The organism is Mycolicibacterium anyangense (genome assembly GCF_010731855.1).
GTDB lineage: Bacteria > Actinomycetota > Actinomycetes > Mycobacteriales > Mycobacteriaceae > Mycobacterium > Mycobacterium anyangense.
In genome coordinates, this window is sequence record NZ_AP022620.1 from 4,052,574 (window position 1) to 4,066,409 (window position 13,836).

Annotated in this window: 13 protein-coding genes; 4 read left to right on the top strand and 9 right to left on the bottom strand. The window is 67.9% G+C overall.

Annotated features, from left to right (window positions below):
* On the top strand, nt 1–507 hold the full coding sequence (locus G6N35_RS19190; protein ID WP_179967390.1) for a pullulanase: 507 nt from the start codon (nt 1–3) through the stop codon (nt 505–507).
* Here G6N35_RS19190 and G6N35_RS19195 read toward each other — a convergent pair.
* Complete coding sequence (locus G6N35_RS19195) at nt 504–1,280, bottom strand: TIGR03084 family metal-binding protein (RefSeq protein ID WP_163805673.1); 777 nt, start codon at nt 1,278–1,280, stop codon at nt 504–506. The two genes, G6N35_RS19190 and G6N35_RS19195, sit on opposite strands and share 4 nt — an antisense overlap.
* A gap of 9 nt (nt 1,281–1,289) precedes the next feature.
* The gene (locus G6N35_RS19200; protein WP_163805674.1) at nt 1,290–2,579 is read right to left on the bottom strand and encodes an MFS transporter; all 1,290 of its coding nucleotides are present in this window, start codon (nt 2,577–2,579) and stop codon (nt 1,290–1,292) included.
* Between the two features lie 77 nt (nt 2,580–2,656).
* Between G6N35_RS19200 and G6N35_RS19205 the strand changes: the two genes are divergently transcribed.
* Nucleotides 2,657–3,262 carry a YqgE/AlgH family protein gene (locus G6N35_RS19205; RefSeq protein ID WP_163805675.1) on the top strand — a complete coding sequence of 202 codons (606 nt, stop codon included), beginning with the start codon at nt 2,657–2,659 and terminating at the stop codon, nt 3,260–3,262.
* Here G6N35_RS19205 and G6N35_RS19210 read toward each other — a convergent pair.
* The 3 genes from G6N35_RS19210 to G6N35_RS19220 are packed head-to-tail and all read right to left on the bottom strand — an operon-like array spanning nt 3,259 to nt 5,559.
* Nucleotides 3,259–4,233, bottom strand: a complete 975-nt coding sequence (locus tag G6N35_RS19210; protein WP_407664631.1) for a bile acid:sodium symporter family protein — start codon at nt 4,231–4,233, stop codon at nt 3,259–3,261. The two genes, G6N35_RS19205 and G6N35_RS19210, sit on opposite strands and share 4 nt — an antisense overlap.
* A 7-nt stretch (nt 4,234–4,240) precedes the next feature.
* On the bottom strand, nt 4,241–4,579 hold the full coding sequence (locus G6N35_RS19215) for a hypothetical protein (RefSeq protein ID WP_163805677.1): 339 nt from the start codon (nt 4,577–4,579) through the stop codon (nt 4,241–4,243).
* 23 nt (nt 4,580–4,602) lie between these two features.
* Nucleotides 4,603–5,559 carry an LpqN/LpqT family lipoprotein gene (locus tag G6N35_RS19220; RefSeq protein ID WP_163805678.1) on the bottom strand — a complete coding sequence of 319 codons (957 nt, stop codon included), beginning with the start codon at nt 5,557–5,559 and terminating at the stop codon, nt 4,603–4,605.
* 251 nt (nt 5,560–5,810) lie between these two features.
* Between G6N35_RS19220 and leuS the strand changes: the two genes are divergently transcribed.
* The gene (leuS, locus tag G6N35_RS19225; RefSeq protein ID WP_163805679.1) at nt 5,811–8,675 is read left to right on the top strand and encodes a leucine--tRNA ligase; all 2,865 of its coding nucleotides are present in this window, start codon (nt 5,811–5,813) and stop codon (nt 8,673–8,675) included.
* A 48-nt stretch (nt 8,676–8,723) separates the two neighbouring features.
* Here the strand turns inward: leuS and G6N35_RS19230 are convergent, their stop codons facing one another.
* Complete coding sequence (locus G6N35_RS19230; RefSeq protein WP_246224386.1) at nt 8,724–9,407, bottom strand: SDR family oxidoreductase; 684 nt, start codon at nt 9,405–9,407, stop codon at nt 8,724–8,726.
* A 53-nt stretch (nt 9,408–9,460) separates the two neighbouring features.
* Here G6N35_RS19230 and ggh point away from each other — a divergent pair, with 53 nt between their 5' ends.
* A complete protein-coding gene (ggh, locus tag G6N35_RS19235; protein WP_163805680.1) occupies nt 9,461–10,801 on the top strand; it encodes a glucosylglycerate hydrolase in 1,341 nt (446 codons plus the stop codon).
* A gap of 3 nt (nt 10,802–10,804) precedes the next feature.
* On the opposite strand, the gene G6N35_RS19240 is transcribed toward ggh, so the two are convergent.
* The 3 genes from G6N35_RS19240 to G6N35_RS19250 form a co-directional block, all read right to left on the bottom strand.
* On the bottom strand, nt 10,805–11,260 hold the full coding sequence (locus G6N35_RS19240) for a MarR family winged helix-turn-helix transcriptional regulator (RefSeq protein ID WP_163805681.1): 456 nt from the start codon (nt 11,258–11,260) through the stop codon (nt 10,805–10,807).
* A gap of 63 nt (nt 11,261–11,323) precedes the next feature.
* A complete protein-coding gene (locus G6N35_RS19245; protein WP_163805682.1) occupies nt 11,324–12,070 on the bottom strand; it encodes an amino acid ABC transporter ATP-binding protein in 747 nt (248 codons plus the stop codon).
* The gene (locus tag G6N35_RS19250) at nt 12,070–13,776 is read right to left on the bottom strand and encodes an ABC transporter substrate-binding protein/permease (protein ID WP_407664632.1); all 1,707 of its coding nucleotides are present in this window, start codon (nt 13,774–13,776) and stop codon (nt 12,070–12,072) included. Before G6N35_RS19250 ends, G6N35_RS19245 begins: the two co-directional genes overlap by 1 nt.
* Nucleotides 13,777–13,836: the final 60 nt, after the last annotated feature.

Genomic DNA, 13,836 nt, shown 5'->3' on the forward strand with positions numbered 1-13,836 from the left:
ATGGAGTACTGCTTGGGGCCCGGGGACGGCACTGCGGCGATGTTCAGCGGCACCCCCGGTGTCGATGTCGACGGCGATGGTGAATTCGACGGCGTCCGAATCGATGTCGACGGTGACGGACTGTTCGACGATGCGTTGGCCGATCTGGACGGCGACGATGTGGCCGACCACGCGCTGCTCGATCTTGACGACGACGGCACCGCAGAGAGCCGCTACACCGACGACGGTTCGGGCACCTGGACGCTGAGTGGTACGGGTCCGCCCGGCCCGCTGCGGTGGTTCGGCCTCGACGGTGTCGAGCATCTCGGCGGCCCGGCCGATCTCGACGGCGACGGCCAACCGGAACGGCTGCTCGACGTCGATCGTGACGGCTTGGCCGATCGGGCGCTGGCCGGTGGCTCTCGTGTCGAGAGCGGATGGGTGGACACCGACGGTGACGGCCACTGGGACGTCACGTTGCGCGACTCGAACGGCGACGGCACCGCCGATGACGCGGGCGGGGGCTAGCGGCCGCTGCCCGGCGGGCCTGCGAAGGCCTGCGCGATGGTCAGCCACCGCTCGGCGTCGGGGCCATCGGCGATCACGTCCAGGTCCGAGCGGGCCCGGCGCTGGGTGACCAGGAGACAGAAGTCCAGCGCCGAACCGCTCACCCGCTGCCGGGCATCCTGCGGTCCCCATTCCCATTGTTGGTCGCCGGGTGCGGATAGTTTCACGTGGAACGGTTCGGTGGGTGGTGTCAGCCCGTGCACGCTGAACGCGAAGTCCCGGGTGCGAACACCCAGATGTGCGATCGACCTCAGCCGGGCGGTCGCGGCCACGTCGACGCCGAGCGCATCGGCGACGTCCAGACCGTGCGCCCAGGTTTCCATCAGCCGTGCGGTGGCCATCGACGGCGCGCTCATGGGCGGGCCGAACCAGTGCAGTTTGCGGCCGTCGGGCACCGCAGCTAGTTCCTCGTGCAGCCGGGCCCGGGTGTCGCGCCACCGGGCCAGCAGGTCCTCGGGGGCGACGGTGGCGGTGATGTCGGCGGTGGCCGCGTCGACGAAGCCGAGCGGGTCCTTGTTCGCGGTGGCCAGCATCTCGGCGAAGCCCGCCTCGTCGGTGATCGACGTCAGTGCCGCCACATCGGTCCACCACAGGTGGGCGATCTGATGGGCGATCGTCCAGCCCGCAGCCGGGGTCGGCTGCGCCCACTCTGCCGGGCGCAGCGCGGCGACCAGGGCGTCGAGGGCATCGCTCTCGGCGCGCAGATCGTCGATGATCGGGCCCGCATCGGCCATGGCATCAGCCTAGAGCGTGCCGGTGCCGCGTCGGCCGATGGCGGCGTGCGCCGCCAGTCCGGCCAGATAGACCAGTGACCCGGCCAACGCCAGCACCGGGGCATGTCCGTCGGCCGGTATCACCGCCGCCGAGACGGTGGTGGCCAGGATGAAGGACACCCAGAACAGCGAGTCCTGGACGGCGAAGACGTGCCCGCGCAAGGCATCGTCGACGTCGATCTGCATTGCGGTGTCGGCGCACAGCTTCACCACCTGGCCGGCCACCCCGAGAAGGAAGCCGCACACCACCATCACCACCAATTGCAGGGTGGCTCCGGCCAGTTGGATGACGGCCGCGCTCAACAGGGCGACGTTGGCCGTCGCGTAGCGGCCCCACCGCCGGACCGCTGCCGGGGTCAGCACGTTGGCCAGGAACGAGCCGCTGCCGGTGGCTGCGACGAAGATGACCGCGGTACCCAGTCCGAGGCCGCTGACGGCCGGGGTGTCGCTGTGCCGCACGATCACCAGCACCAGCAGTGAGTTGATGCCGAACACCATGCGATGGCTGGCCAGTCCGGACAGGGTGGCCGCCACGGTCGGGGTGGACACCACGGTGCGCGCCCCGTAGATCCAGCCGGTGGCCACCGCGTAGAACGCCGAACCGTGTACCGCGCGCTCGGTTTCGTCGGGCCCCAGTTCATGGGAGGGGAATCGCAACGACAGCGCCAGCGCGACCGCCACCGGGACCGCGACGAGGAAGATGATCGTCGCGGCGCCGGTGTCACCGGCGCCGAAGATCCCGCGGGGCACCAGCATGAAGTTGGCGCCGAGGAAGGTGGCGGTGGCTCCGGTGGCGGTGGCCACCGAGTTCATCGTCACCACCTCATCGCGCGGGACGACGTGGGGCAGCGCTGCCGACAAGCCGGACGTCACGAACCGGCTGAAGCCGTTGACGATGAGCGCCCCGCAGAGCACCACCAGATCACTGGCGCCGGCGGCCAGCACGACGCCGACCGCGATCACCAGCAGCAGGCGACCGGCGTTGGCGCCGACCAGCACCGCCCGGCGGTCCCAGCGGTCCAGCAGTGCCCCGGCGAACGGTCCGACGATCGAATACGGGAGGAACAACACGGCGAACGCGCCGGCCACCGCCCAGGGGTCGGCGGCCCGCTCCGGGTTGAACAGCAGCCCGCCGGCCAGCCCGGCCTGGAAGAGTCCGTCGGCGAACTGGCTTGCCGTGCGGAGCTCCAGCAGCCGCCAGAACTCGGGCATGCCGCGCACCGCACGCCACAGCGAGCCGGGTACACGGGCGTCGACCATCCCTCCAACAGTACAAATCTCTGCCAGGCCGCTGCCTGTTCACCACCGCGACCGCATGGTGATGCCATGATGGTGGGGTGGCACAGCCGGAGGATCCCGAGGACTTCGTCGCGCCCGCGGCCAACCGGGTGCGGGCGGGAACTCTGCTGCTGGCCAACACCGATCTGATGGAGCCGACGTTCCGGCGCAGTGTCATCTATGTCGTCGAGCACAATGACGGCGGCACCCTGGGGGTGGTGCTCAACCGGCCCAGCGAGACGGCGGTCTACAACGTGCTGCCCCAGTGGGCCAAGTTGGCCACCAAGCCCAAGACGATGTTCATCGGCGGCCCGGTGAAGCGCGATGCCGCGCTATGCCTGGGCACACTGCGGGTGGGTACCGATCCGCAGGGTATGCCCGGGTTGCGGCACATTGCCGGCCGGATGGTGATGGTCGACCTCGACGCCGACCCCGACCTGATCGAACCTGTTGTCGAAGGGGTGCGGATCTTCGCCGGCTATTCCGGCTGGACCATCGGCCAGCTCGAGGGCGAGATCGAACGAGACGATTGGATTGTGTTGTCCGCGTTGCCTTCTGATGTGCTGGTCGAACCGAAGGTCGATCTGTGGGGCCGGGTGCTGCGCCGTCAGCCGCTGCCGTTGTCGTTGCTGGCGACCCACCCCATCGACGTCAGCCGCAACTAGTCCGGCGCGGTGCGCGCCATTCTGCTGGCTATCACCGCGCAGACGAATAGCTGGATCTGATGAAACAGCATGAGCGGCAACATGATCAGGCCCACGCTGGAGGCCGGGAACAGCACCAGGGCCATCGGAAGACCGGAAGCCAGGCTCTTCTTCGAGCCGCAGAACATCAGCACGATCGCGTCACCGCGGTCCAGGTGCGCTGCGCGCCCGGCGAGCACCGTGACACCGAGCACGATGGCCAGCAGCAGCGCGCTGACGGCAGCCACTGCGACCACCCGCCACGGCTGCACGCTGCTCCAGATGTGTTCGGTCATACCTACCGAGAAGGCGGCATAGACGATCAGCAGGATCGAGCCGCGGTCCACCGCCTTGGTCAGCGCGGCGTGGCGGGTCACCCAGGGGGCGAGCCAGGGTCGAAGAAGCTGGCCGACGGCGAACGGCAGGAGCAGCTGCAGCACGATGTCGCCGATCGCCGAGCCGTCCACATGCGGCGCCCCGCTCAACGGCATCAGGGCCACGACGAGCAGCGGAGTCAGCACCACGCCGAGGATGTTGGACAGCGATGCACTGACGATCGCCGCTGACACATGGCCGCGCGCGATCGAGGTGAACGCGATCGAGGATTGCACGGTCGACGGCACCAGGCACAAGAACAGCAGCCCGGTGTAGAGGTCGCTGGTCAGCAGTGCGGGCACCAGAACCTTGGCCGCCAGCCCCAGCAGCGGAAAGACGACGAAGGTGGTGGCCAGCACCAGCAGGTGCAGCTTCCACTGGCGGACGCCGTGCCAGGCCTGCTGCGGTGACAGCCGGGTGCCGTAGAGCACGAACAGCAGCGCGATCGCGGCCTTGGTGGCCACCGAGAGCGCGTCGGCGGCGGCACCGCGGGCGGGTAGCACGCTCGCCAGCGCGACGACGGCGACCAGCGCCAGCAGGAAGGTGTCGACGGGAATCCGTGACAGCGCGCCGCGGATCAACGGTCTACTGGCAAGACCGGACGCAGCTGGTGCAGCTGCCCGCGCATCCCGTCGAGGCGGCTTCCCGGCGCGCGGCGTAGCGGGCGCCCTGCCACGACCCGGCACCGATCGTCGCAAGCGCACCCAGGACACACACCACCAACACCACCAGCGCGGTGGACGAGGGTGCGGCCAGCGCGGTGATCCCGCCGGCGGCCAGCATCACCGCGGCCGCCAGCTGGGTGGGGGCCACTGCGCGCATCACCTCGGAGGTGAGGTCGATGACCGGACGGTTCATCGTCCACAGACCCGACCCACCGACCAGGACGGCCAGGGCCAGGCATACCACGCCGACAATCAGCATGAGCCCACTTTACGAGGCTCGGGTCAGCGCGGCTGCGTCGGCTCCGCGGGCACGGTGACGGTAGCGGTGACGGTCGCGGTCGCCGCGGTGTTGGTCAGCGGGGCCGCCGCCGGTGCGCTGCTGGGTGCCGCGGCAGCGGGAGCGGGGGTGGCCGGCGCGCCGGGTGCTGCGGGGGTGGCCGGCGCCGCCGTGGGCGAGGTCACCCGGAAGCCGTTGACGATGGCGTCGGTGGCATCGGCGGTGGCGACGACCTGGCTGGCCGAGGTCGTGACGTAGAGCGAGACCAGGTAGTGGTCGGTGCCCGATGCCGCGATGACGTTGCGCCTCGAGGTGTTCAGCGTCAGGTCGTTCTCGCGGTAGGTGCCCTCGATGATCGAGGACGGGAATCCGCCGAAGTCGCCCATCGATGCGTCCGTGGACTGCCAGGCGAACAGCTGCTGGCTGTCCACATAGCCGTGGGTGATCGCCTCTTTCGGGTCGAATTCACCGACCAGCTTGTACACCTTGAGCTGGGCATTCGAGGTGTACAGGCCGTCGCCGCCGACCCTGTCGGCCAGCACGGTGAAGGCGTCGGGAACGTTGGGATCGGGTACCACACTCCATCCGCGTGGCATCGGCAGCACGATGTTGAGCGCCGTGAAGCCGCTGGCCTTCTGCGGCTCCATCACCACGCCCTTCTCCTTGAAGTACTCGGCCAGGGTGCCCGAGGTGGCCGGGACGAGAGTTTCGGCTGCGGCCTGCGTCGCGGGTGCTGCCGCGACGGTGGTGGGCACTTCCAGTGGCGCTGCCGTGGCGGGGGTGGCGACCACCGAGGCGGCCTGCGGGGCCACGGTGACGGTTTGGGTGACGGTGGCGGGCGCCGGCTGGACGGGGAGGACCGGTTCGGCCGAGGCGTTGGCGCCGGCAAACCCGAGCACGGCTGCCGTCCCGGCGGCCACACCACCTACAAGTACCCGCCAATTACGGGCGTTCGTGATCATCGCAGATGTCCTTTTTCGACAGTGTTGGGCCAGTTCAAACCCCTTGTCAGGGGCCGACTGTATCCGCCGCCGAAGGCGGGAGGGTAGGGCTGGAACACAGCTGGAACCAACCTCTGATCGCTCTGCAACGCAACTGATACCAAGCTGTTGCGGGACCCACGGCAACCCTCACAGACGGACAGTCCAGCGAGGCAGGTCACAGCCGGTTGCCGGGTCGGCGGGGCCGATCAACGTCCTTATACCCTGTCTGCGTGACCGAATCGCCGACCGCGGGGACCGCCGACAACGACGCCGACGTGCCGCGGCACCGCTATACCGCCGAACTCGCGGGGCGCGTCGAGCGAACCTGGCAGGACAACTGGCAGAATTGGGGCACCTTCAACGTGCCCAATCCGGTCGGCTCGCTGGCGCCCACCGACGGCTCGACCGTTCCCGACGACAAGATGTTCGTCCAGGACATGTTCCCCTACCCGTCGGGTGAGGGCCTGCACGTCGGACATCCACTCGGCTATATCGCCACCGACGTCTACGCCCGCTATTTCCGGATGACCGGCCGCAACGTGCTGCACGCGCTGGGCTTCGACGCCTTCGGTCTACCGGCTGAGCAGTACGCGGTGCAGACCGGCACTCATCCGCGGGTGCGGACCGAGGCCAACATCGTCAACTTCCGCCGCCAGCTGGGTCGGTTGGGTCTTGGCCACGACCAGCGACGTAGCTTCTCCACCACTGATGTGGACTTCTACAAGTGGACGCAGTGGATCTTCCTGCAGATCTACAATGCCTGGTTCGACACCGGGCAGAACAAGGCGCGGCCGATCGCCGACCTGATCGCTGAATTCGACAGCGGTGCAAGGACTCTCGATGACGGCCGAGCCTGGTCGTCGCTGTCTGCGGGTGAGCGCGCCGATGTCGTCGACGGCTACCGGTTGGTGTATCGGGCCGATTCGCTGGTGAACTGGTGCCCGGGGTTGGGCACCGTGCTGGCCAACGAGGAGGTGACCTCCGAGGGGCGTAGCGAGCGCGGCAACTTCCCGGTGTTCCGGAAGCGGTTGCGGCAGTGGATGATGCGTATTACCGCCTACTCCGACCGGTTGCTCGAGGATCTCGACGTGCTGGACTGGCCGGACAAGGTCAAGACCATGCAGCGCAACTGGATCGGCCGATCGACTGGCGCTTCGGTGTTGTTCGATGTCGCCGGTACCGATATCGAGGTGTTCACCACCCGTCCGGACACCCTCTTCGGTGCGACCTATCTGGTGCTGGCTCCGGAACACGAGCTCGTCGACGGCCTGCTCGCCGGGCAGTGGCCCGACGGCGTCGACCCCCGTTGGACCGCGGGCGCGCCCACCCCTGCGGACGCGGTGGCAGCGTATCGCCGGGCGATTGCGGCGAAGTCGGATCTGGAGCGCCAGGAGAACAAGACCAAGACCGGTGTGTTCCTCGGCAGCTATGCCACCAATCCCGCCAACGGACAACAGGTTCCGATCTTCATCGCCGACTACGTGCTGGTGGGCTACGGCACTGGTGCGATCATGGCGGTGCCCGGCCACGACCAGCGGGACTGGGAGTTCGCCGGCGAATTCGGGTTGCCCATTCTCGAGGTGATCTCCGGCGGCGACATCTCCGAGGCCGCCTACGCCGGTGACGGTGTGCTGGTGAACTCGCAGTACCTGGACGGACGCACCGTCGAGGACGCCAAGACGGCGATCACCGAGCGTCTGGAAGCCGACGGGCGCGGGCGGGCCCGCATCGAATACAAGCTTCGCGACTGGCTTTTCGCCCGGCAGCGGTACTGGGGCGAACCCTTCCCGATTGTCTACGACGCCGACGGCAGGGCGCATCCGCTGCCGGATTCCGCTCTGCCGGTGGAACTTCCGGATATCGCGGACTACTCGCCGGTGCTGTTCGATCCCGACAATGCCGACAGTGAGCCGTCCCCGCCGCTGAACAAGGCGACAGACTGGGTGCACGTCGATCTCGATCTCGGCGACGGGCTTAAGCCGTACACCCGCGACACCAATGTCATGCCGCAGTGGGCGGGAAGCTCGTGGTACGAGCTGCGCTACGCCGACCCGCACAACTCAGAACAGTTCTGCGCCAAGGAAAACGAAGCGTATTGGATGGGTCCGCGGCCGGCCGAGCACGGGCCGTCCGATCCCGGTGGGGTCGATCTGTACGTGGGCGGCGTCGAGCACGCGGTTCTGCACCTGCTGTACTCGCGGTTCTGGCACAAGGTGCTCTACGACCTCGGGCATGTCACCTCGCGGGAACCGTACCGCCGACTGGTGAACCAGGGCTACATCCAGGCGTTCGCCTACACCGACGCGCGCGGTGCCTATGTGGCCGCCGCTGACGTGGTGGAACGGGACGGGAAGTTCTTCCTGCCCGAGGGCGACGGTGAGATCGAGGTGTTCCAGGAGTTCGGCAAGATCGGCAAGAGCCTGAAGAACTCGATCTCACCGGATGAGATCTGCGACAACTACGGCGCCGACACCCTGCGGGTGTACGAGATGTCGATGGGTCCGCTGGAGGCATCCCGGCCCTGGGCCACCAAGGATGTCGTGGGTGCGCACCGATTCCTGCAGCGCGTGTGGCGGCTGGTGGTCGACGAAACCACCGGTGGCGAAAGGGTTTCCGAGCATGATTCGCTCGACGAGGCCACGCTGCGTCTGCTGCACCGCACCATCGCCGGAGTCCGCGATGACTATGCGGGGCTGCGCAACAACACCGCCGCGGCCAAGCTGATCGAGTACACCAACCACCTCACCAAGGAGGGGATCACCGCCCGTGCGGCCCTGGAGCCTCTGGTGTTGATGGTGGCACCGCTGGCGCCGCATCTGGCCGAGGAGTTGTGGCGGCGGCTGGGTCATGACGGGTCGTTGGCGCACGGGCCGTTCCCCGTCGCCGACGAGACCTATCTGGTGACCGACACCGTGGAATACCCGGTCCAGGTCAACGGCAAGGTCCGCGGCCGCATCACGGTCGCTGCCGACGCGGACAAGGCCAGCCTGGAGGCTGCGGCGCTGGCCGACGAGAAGGTCCAGGCGTTCCTGGCCGGTGCCACGCCGAAGAAGGTCATCGTGGTGCCGGGCCGATTGGTGAACCTGGTCCTCTAGCGATTTCGGCGCGCTAATCGTCGCTGCGCGACGTCAACCGCGCCGACATCACCGCGGACGGACGATGACCTGGTGGGTGTGCGCGTCAGGCGGGTTGGCGATCACGTCGGCGACGATCTGCGCGACGGTCTCGGGTTTGAGGAAGCGGGACGGGTCGTACTGGCCACCTTCGTAGGCGACCAGATCCTGCTGCATCTCGGTGTCGACCCGGCCCGGGTGCACGCTGGTGACCCGCAGGCTGGGTTCGTCGGCGCGCAGGGTATCGGCGAAGGCCCGCTGGGCGAACTTGCTCGCCGAGTACGCCGCCAGACCGGGTGAGACAGTGAGCCCCGCGCCGGAGTTGATGAACACCACCTGGCCGCGCGCGGCACGTAGGGCGGGTAACAGCGCCTGGGTCAGGGCGACGGGGCCGGTCACATTGATCTCGAAGCACGCCCGCCACTGCTCGGGGATCGACTCGTCGAACCGGCCCGGGTAGGCCACTCCGGCGTTGTGCACCAGCACGTCGAGTTCGGCCAGCGGCTCGGCGGCCGCCTCGATCGACTCGGCGTCGGCCAGGTCGAGCGGCCAGGTCGTCGCCCCCAGCCGCTCGGCCAGAGCATCGAGCCGTGCCGAGGGCCGGCCGGCCAGCAACAGGGTGTGCGTGGGGGCCAGCGCCTCGGCGATCGCCGAACCGATACCGCCGCCGGCCCCGGTGATCAGTGCGGTCATGTTTCCCGGGGCGCTCGGCATACTCGTCACCCTACCGACCTGCAATTCAGCGCGGCGCGACGCAGAATGATCCCGTGGCATTCGATCCGAGCTTCGGTCCGACGCAGCTTGCTGCGCGCGCCGCCTATCTGCTGCGCGGCAACGACTTGGGGGTGATGACGTCGGCGGCCCCTGCGCTCTACCCGCACATGTGGAGCTGGGACGCGGCGTTCGTGTCGGTCGGGTTGGCCTCGCTGAGCGTCGAACGCGCCGTCGTCGAGCTCGACACGTTGCTGTCCGCGCAGTGGACCAACGGGATGATCCCGCACATCGTGTTCGCCCATGGGGTTGACGGCTACTTCCCGGGGCCGGCCCGCTGGGCCTGTTCGGCGTTGGCGGCCAATGCACCCCGCAGCCGCCACACCTCGGGCATCACTCAGCCGCCGGTGCACGCGATCGCCGTCCAGCGCATTCTGGATCGGGCCCGGATGCGCGGCCGCACCACCCGGGCGGTGGCCGAGTCGTTCCTGGATCGCCGGTGGTCGGATCTGGTGCGCTGGCATCGCTGGCTGGCCGAGGCACGCGACCAGAACGAGCGCGGGCGGATCACGCTGTACCACGGCTGGGAGTCCGGTATGGACAACTCGCCGCGCTGGGATTCGGCCTACGCCAACGTGATTCCCGGCGAGGTGCCGGAATATCACCGTCAGGACAACCACATCGTCACCGACCCCACCCAGCGGCCCTCGGATCGGGAGTACGACCGCTACCTGTGGCTGCTCGAGGAGATGAAGTCGGTCCGCTACGACGACGACTTACTGCCGAAGGTGATGAGCTTCGCCGTCGAGGACGTGTTCGTCTCGGCGATCTTCGCGTTGGCCTGCGACGTCCTGGCCAATATCGGCGAAGAATACAAGCGGCCGCACTCCGACGTCCGCGACCTGTACTCGTGGGCCGAGCGGTTCCGCGCCGGTGTCGTGGCCAGCGCCGACAAACGTACCGGCGCTGCAAAGGATTTCGACGTGCGCGCCGACACGTGGATTGCCACCGAGACCGCCGCCCAATTCGCGCCGCTGCTGTGCGGGGGGTTGCAGCACGATCAGGAGCGGGCGTTGCTGCGGATCCTCGAGGGCCCGCGGTTCTGCGGGCATCCGGATCTCAAGTTCGCGGTGATCCCGTCAACATCGCCGGTTTCCAAGGACTTTCGGCCGCGCGAGTACTGGCGTGGTCCGGTCTGGCCGGTGTTGACGTGGCTGTATTCCTGGGCGTTCGCTCGCCGCGGTTGGTCGGAACGGTCCTTGATCCTGCGCCGGGAAGGCCTGCGTCAGGCCAGCGACGGAACATTCGCCGAGTACTACGAGCCGTTCACCGGCGAGCCGCTGGGCAGCATGCAGCAATCGTGGACTGCGGCGGCGGTGCTGGACTGGCTGGGGTAGGACTCAGCTCTCCGACTGATCGGCAATCCGCTCCAGTGGTGCCAGTGCCCTGGCCAACGTGTCGCGTTCCTCGTCGCTGAGCTTGGCCAGCAACGAGGCCAGATGCGCGCGCCGTTGAGCCAGTGCCTCGCGGTGCTGCACCAACCCCTGCGGAGTGACCTCGACCAGGACGGCGCGAAGGTCAGATGGGTCGCGAGACCGCTTGACGAGGCCGAGTTTCTCCAGCCGGCGGATAGCGACCGTGGTGGTGGGGGTGCGCACCCGTTCGCGGGCGGCGAGTTCGGTCATCCGGATCGGTCCGGTGTCCAGCAGGGTCAGCAGGATCGACAACTGGGCCAGGGTGAGGTCACCGCCGGAGGGAGCCCGGGGATCGCCGCGGCGCAAGACCGAGAACAACTTGGAGAGGACGCGCTGCAAGTCCCCAGACAGGTCGGTGACCTGCGGTTCGGCCTCAATCATAGTTCGCCAGTCTAACCGGTCTGCTCGTGCTGACCGCTGCGTAATCGCGTTTTCAGGGCCGGATCACAGAACCTGGGACAGAAAGCGTTGCAGCCGCTCCGTCGCGGCGGCAGCGAAGATCTGATCGGGCGGCCCGGATTCGACGACCTTGCCGTGGTCCATGAACACCACCGAGTCTGCGGTGGAGCGGGCAAAGCCCATCTCGTGGGTGACCACCACCATGGTCATTCCGTCGGCGCCGAGTTCGGCGATCAGCGCCAGGATGCCTTTCACCAGTTCCGGATCCAGCGCCGAGGTTGCCTCGTCGAAGAACATCACCTGCGGTGCCATCGCCAGGGCCCGGGCGATCGCCACCCGCTGCTGCTGCCCGCCCGACAAGGTTGCCGGTCGAACCTCGGCCTTGTGTTTGAGGCCGACGCGGTCGAGCTGGGCCAGCGCGAGTTCGCGCGCCTCGTCGGCGGTCAGCTTCTTCAGCTTGCGCGGCCCCAGCGCGACGTTGTCCACCACCGATCGGTGCGGGAACAGGTTGAAATGCTGGAACACCATGCCGATCCGCTGGCGCAGCTTGTCGGGGTCGTCGCGCAGCACCGAGCGGCCGTCGAGCAGGATGTCACCCTTGTCCGGTTCGTAGAGCCGGTTGAGCGTGCGCAACAGGGTGGACTTACCCGACCCGGACGGGCCGATGATCGCCGCCGTCGTCCCGGCCGGTACCTCGACGTCAACCCCGCGCAGCACGGCGTTGTTACCGAATGCCAGGTGAATATCGTTGGCGGCCAAGGAAACCGGGGCTGGGCGCTGGTGCTCGGCCATCACACGGTCTCCTGGCTGGTAAGGATGGGATCCAACGGGTCCTCCTCCGACGGTGGCCGGCCCCGGCGAAGCCGGGCGTCGATGTAGTTGACCAGATGGGTCAGCGGGATCGTCAGCACCAGATAGAACAGACCCGCCGCCACCAACGGTGAGAGATTGCCGGTCTGCGCGTTGAGGTCGCGGCCTACCTGGAACAGTTCCCGCTGGCTGGCCACCAGGCCCAGGAAGTACACCAGCGACGAGGCTTTCAGCAGCGAGATGAACTGGTTCACCAGGGCCGGCAGCACCCGGCGCACACCCTGCGGGACGACGACCAGACGCATCGAGGACGAATAGCTGAAGCCAAGGGCGCGTGAGGCTTCCAGCTGCCCGCCTTCCACGCTCTGGATGCCCGAGCGGAAGATCTCGCCGATGTAGGCCGCGGCCATCAGCCCCAGTGCGGCGATGCCGAGCGGGTAGGGGTTGTTCCCGGTGAGGCCGCCGACCACCGGCCCGACACCCAGTCCGATCAGCAGGATGATCACCACCTCGGGCAGGCCGCGGAAGATGTCGGTGTAGATCCGGGCGGGCAGGCGCAACCAGCGGGAGCGGGAGATCCCGGCTACTGCGAGCACCATTCCCAACACCAACCCGATCACGCTGGCACTGATGGTCAGCAGCAGGGTGTTGGGCAACCCGGTGGTCAACAGGTCGGGGATCGCCTTCTTGTAGAGCTCCCAATCCAAGAACGACTCACGTAGCTGGGTCAGGACGGATTTCGCCGCGACCGGGGTGGCATCGGCCGGCTTCTGATTGGCCGCCGCGATCGCGGTGAAGTCCGGAAGTTGCGGCAGCGGAGCCGATGTGGAGCCCGGCTTCCAGCCGGGCGGCAGCGCGCGAGGCACCCAGTCGGTGTAAAGGCGCGACCAGGTGCCGTCGGCGATCACCGCGTCGAGGCCCGCGTTGAGCGCGTCGATCAGCGGCTGGTTCTCCTTGGCCACGGCATAGGCGACGAAATTGTCCAAACTGAAGGTGTTTTCGACGATCACCGCCGGATCGCCCGGCCGGACGGTGCCCTGCGCCTGTTGTGAGGGTGCCACCCATGCGTCGATCTGACGGGTTTTCAGGCTGGCGTAAACGGTGTTGTAGTCGGGGAATTTGACCGGCTGCAGTTTGAGCGTGTCGATCACGTAGGACTCCTGCACGGTGCCCTGCACCACGCCGATGCGTTGGCCCGGCCCCAGCTTGTCGAAGCCGGTGATCGGTGAGCCCGCGGGGACCACGAGGGAGAAGTAGCCGAAGTCGTAGCCGTTGGTGAAGCCGACCGTGCGGCGGCGTGCGTCGGTGGTGGTGATCGACGAGGAACCGACGTCGAACCGGCGGGCGGCGACCTGGGCCAGCAGCCCGGAGAACTCGGTGCCGACGAAGTTGATCTTCAAGCCTAGCTTGTCGGCGATCGCCCGCAGCAGCTCGTTGTCGAAACCGGTGAACTGGCCCTGGGAGTTGATGCAGATGCTCGGCGGTGCATCCGACAGCGTGCCGACGGTCAGGGTGCCCGGGGTGATCAGCCGCAGCGCGTCGAGTCTGACCGCAGCCAACGGTTCGGTGGTGGCGGTCGTGTACTTGTCCTCGCCGGGTCCCTTGGCGGCTGCGGCGAGGTTGGTGGGTAGCGCGCTGGCGGATTTCTCACCCGGCGGTGAGCACTGGTCGGCGCCGGCCGGGGCCATCGGAGCCAGGCCCACCGTCAGCAGCAGGATGGTCACAACAGCCAGCAGCCTGCGCCAGTA

What these genes read in the sequence shown, in the direction of transcription:
- G6N35_RS19190 (WP_179967390.1), top strand. Translation starts at nt 1, where the DNA reads ATGGAGTACTGCTTGGGGCCCGGGGACGGCACTGCGGCGATGTTCAGC.
- G6N35_RS19195 (WP_163805673.1), bottom strand. Translation starts at nt 1,280, where the DNA reads ATGGCCGATGCGGGCCCGATCATCGACGATCTGCGCGCCGAGAGCGAT.
- G6N35_RS19200 (WP_163805674.1), bottom strand. Translation starts at nt 2,579, where the DNA reads ATGGTCGACGCCCGTGTACCCGGCTCGCTGTGGCGTGCGGTGCGCGGC.
- G6N35_RS19215 (WP_163805677.1), bottom strand. Translation starts at nt 4,579, where the DNA reads ATGCTGATTGTCGGCGTGGTATGCCTGGCCCTGGCCGTCCTGGTCGGT.
- G6N35_RS19220 (WP_163805678.1), bottom strand. Translation starts at nt 5,559, where the DNA reads ATGATCACGAACGCCCGTAATTGGCGGGTACTTGTAGGTGGTGTGGCC.
- G6N35_RS19230 (WP_246224386.1), bottom strand. Translation starts at nt 9,407, where the DNA reads ATGCCGAGCGCCCCGGGAAACATGACCGCACTGATCACCGGGGCCGGC.
- G6N35_RS19240 (WP_163805681.1), bottom strand. Translation starts at nt 11,260, where the DNA reads ATGATTGAGGCCGAACCGCAGGTCACCGACCTGTCTGGGGACTTGCAG.
- G6N35_RS19245 (WP_163805682.1), bottom strand. Translation starts at nt 12,070, where the DNA reads ATGGCCGAGCACCAGCGCCCAGCCCCGGTTTCCTTGGCCGCCAACGAT.
- G6N35_RS19250 (WP_407664632.1), bottom strand. Translation starts at nt 13,776, where the DNA reads ATGGCCCCGGCCGGCGCCGACCAGTGCTCACCGCCGGGTGAGAAATCC.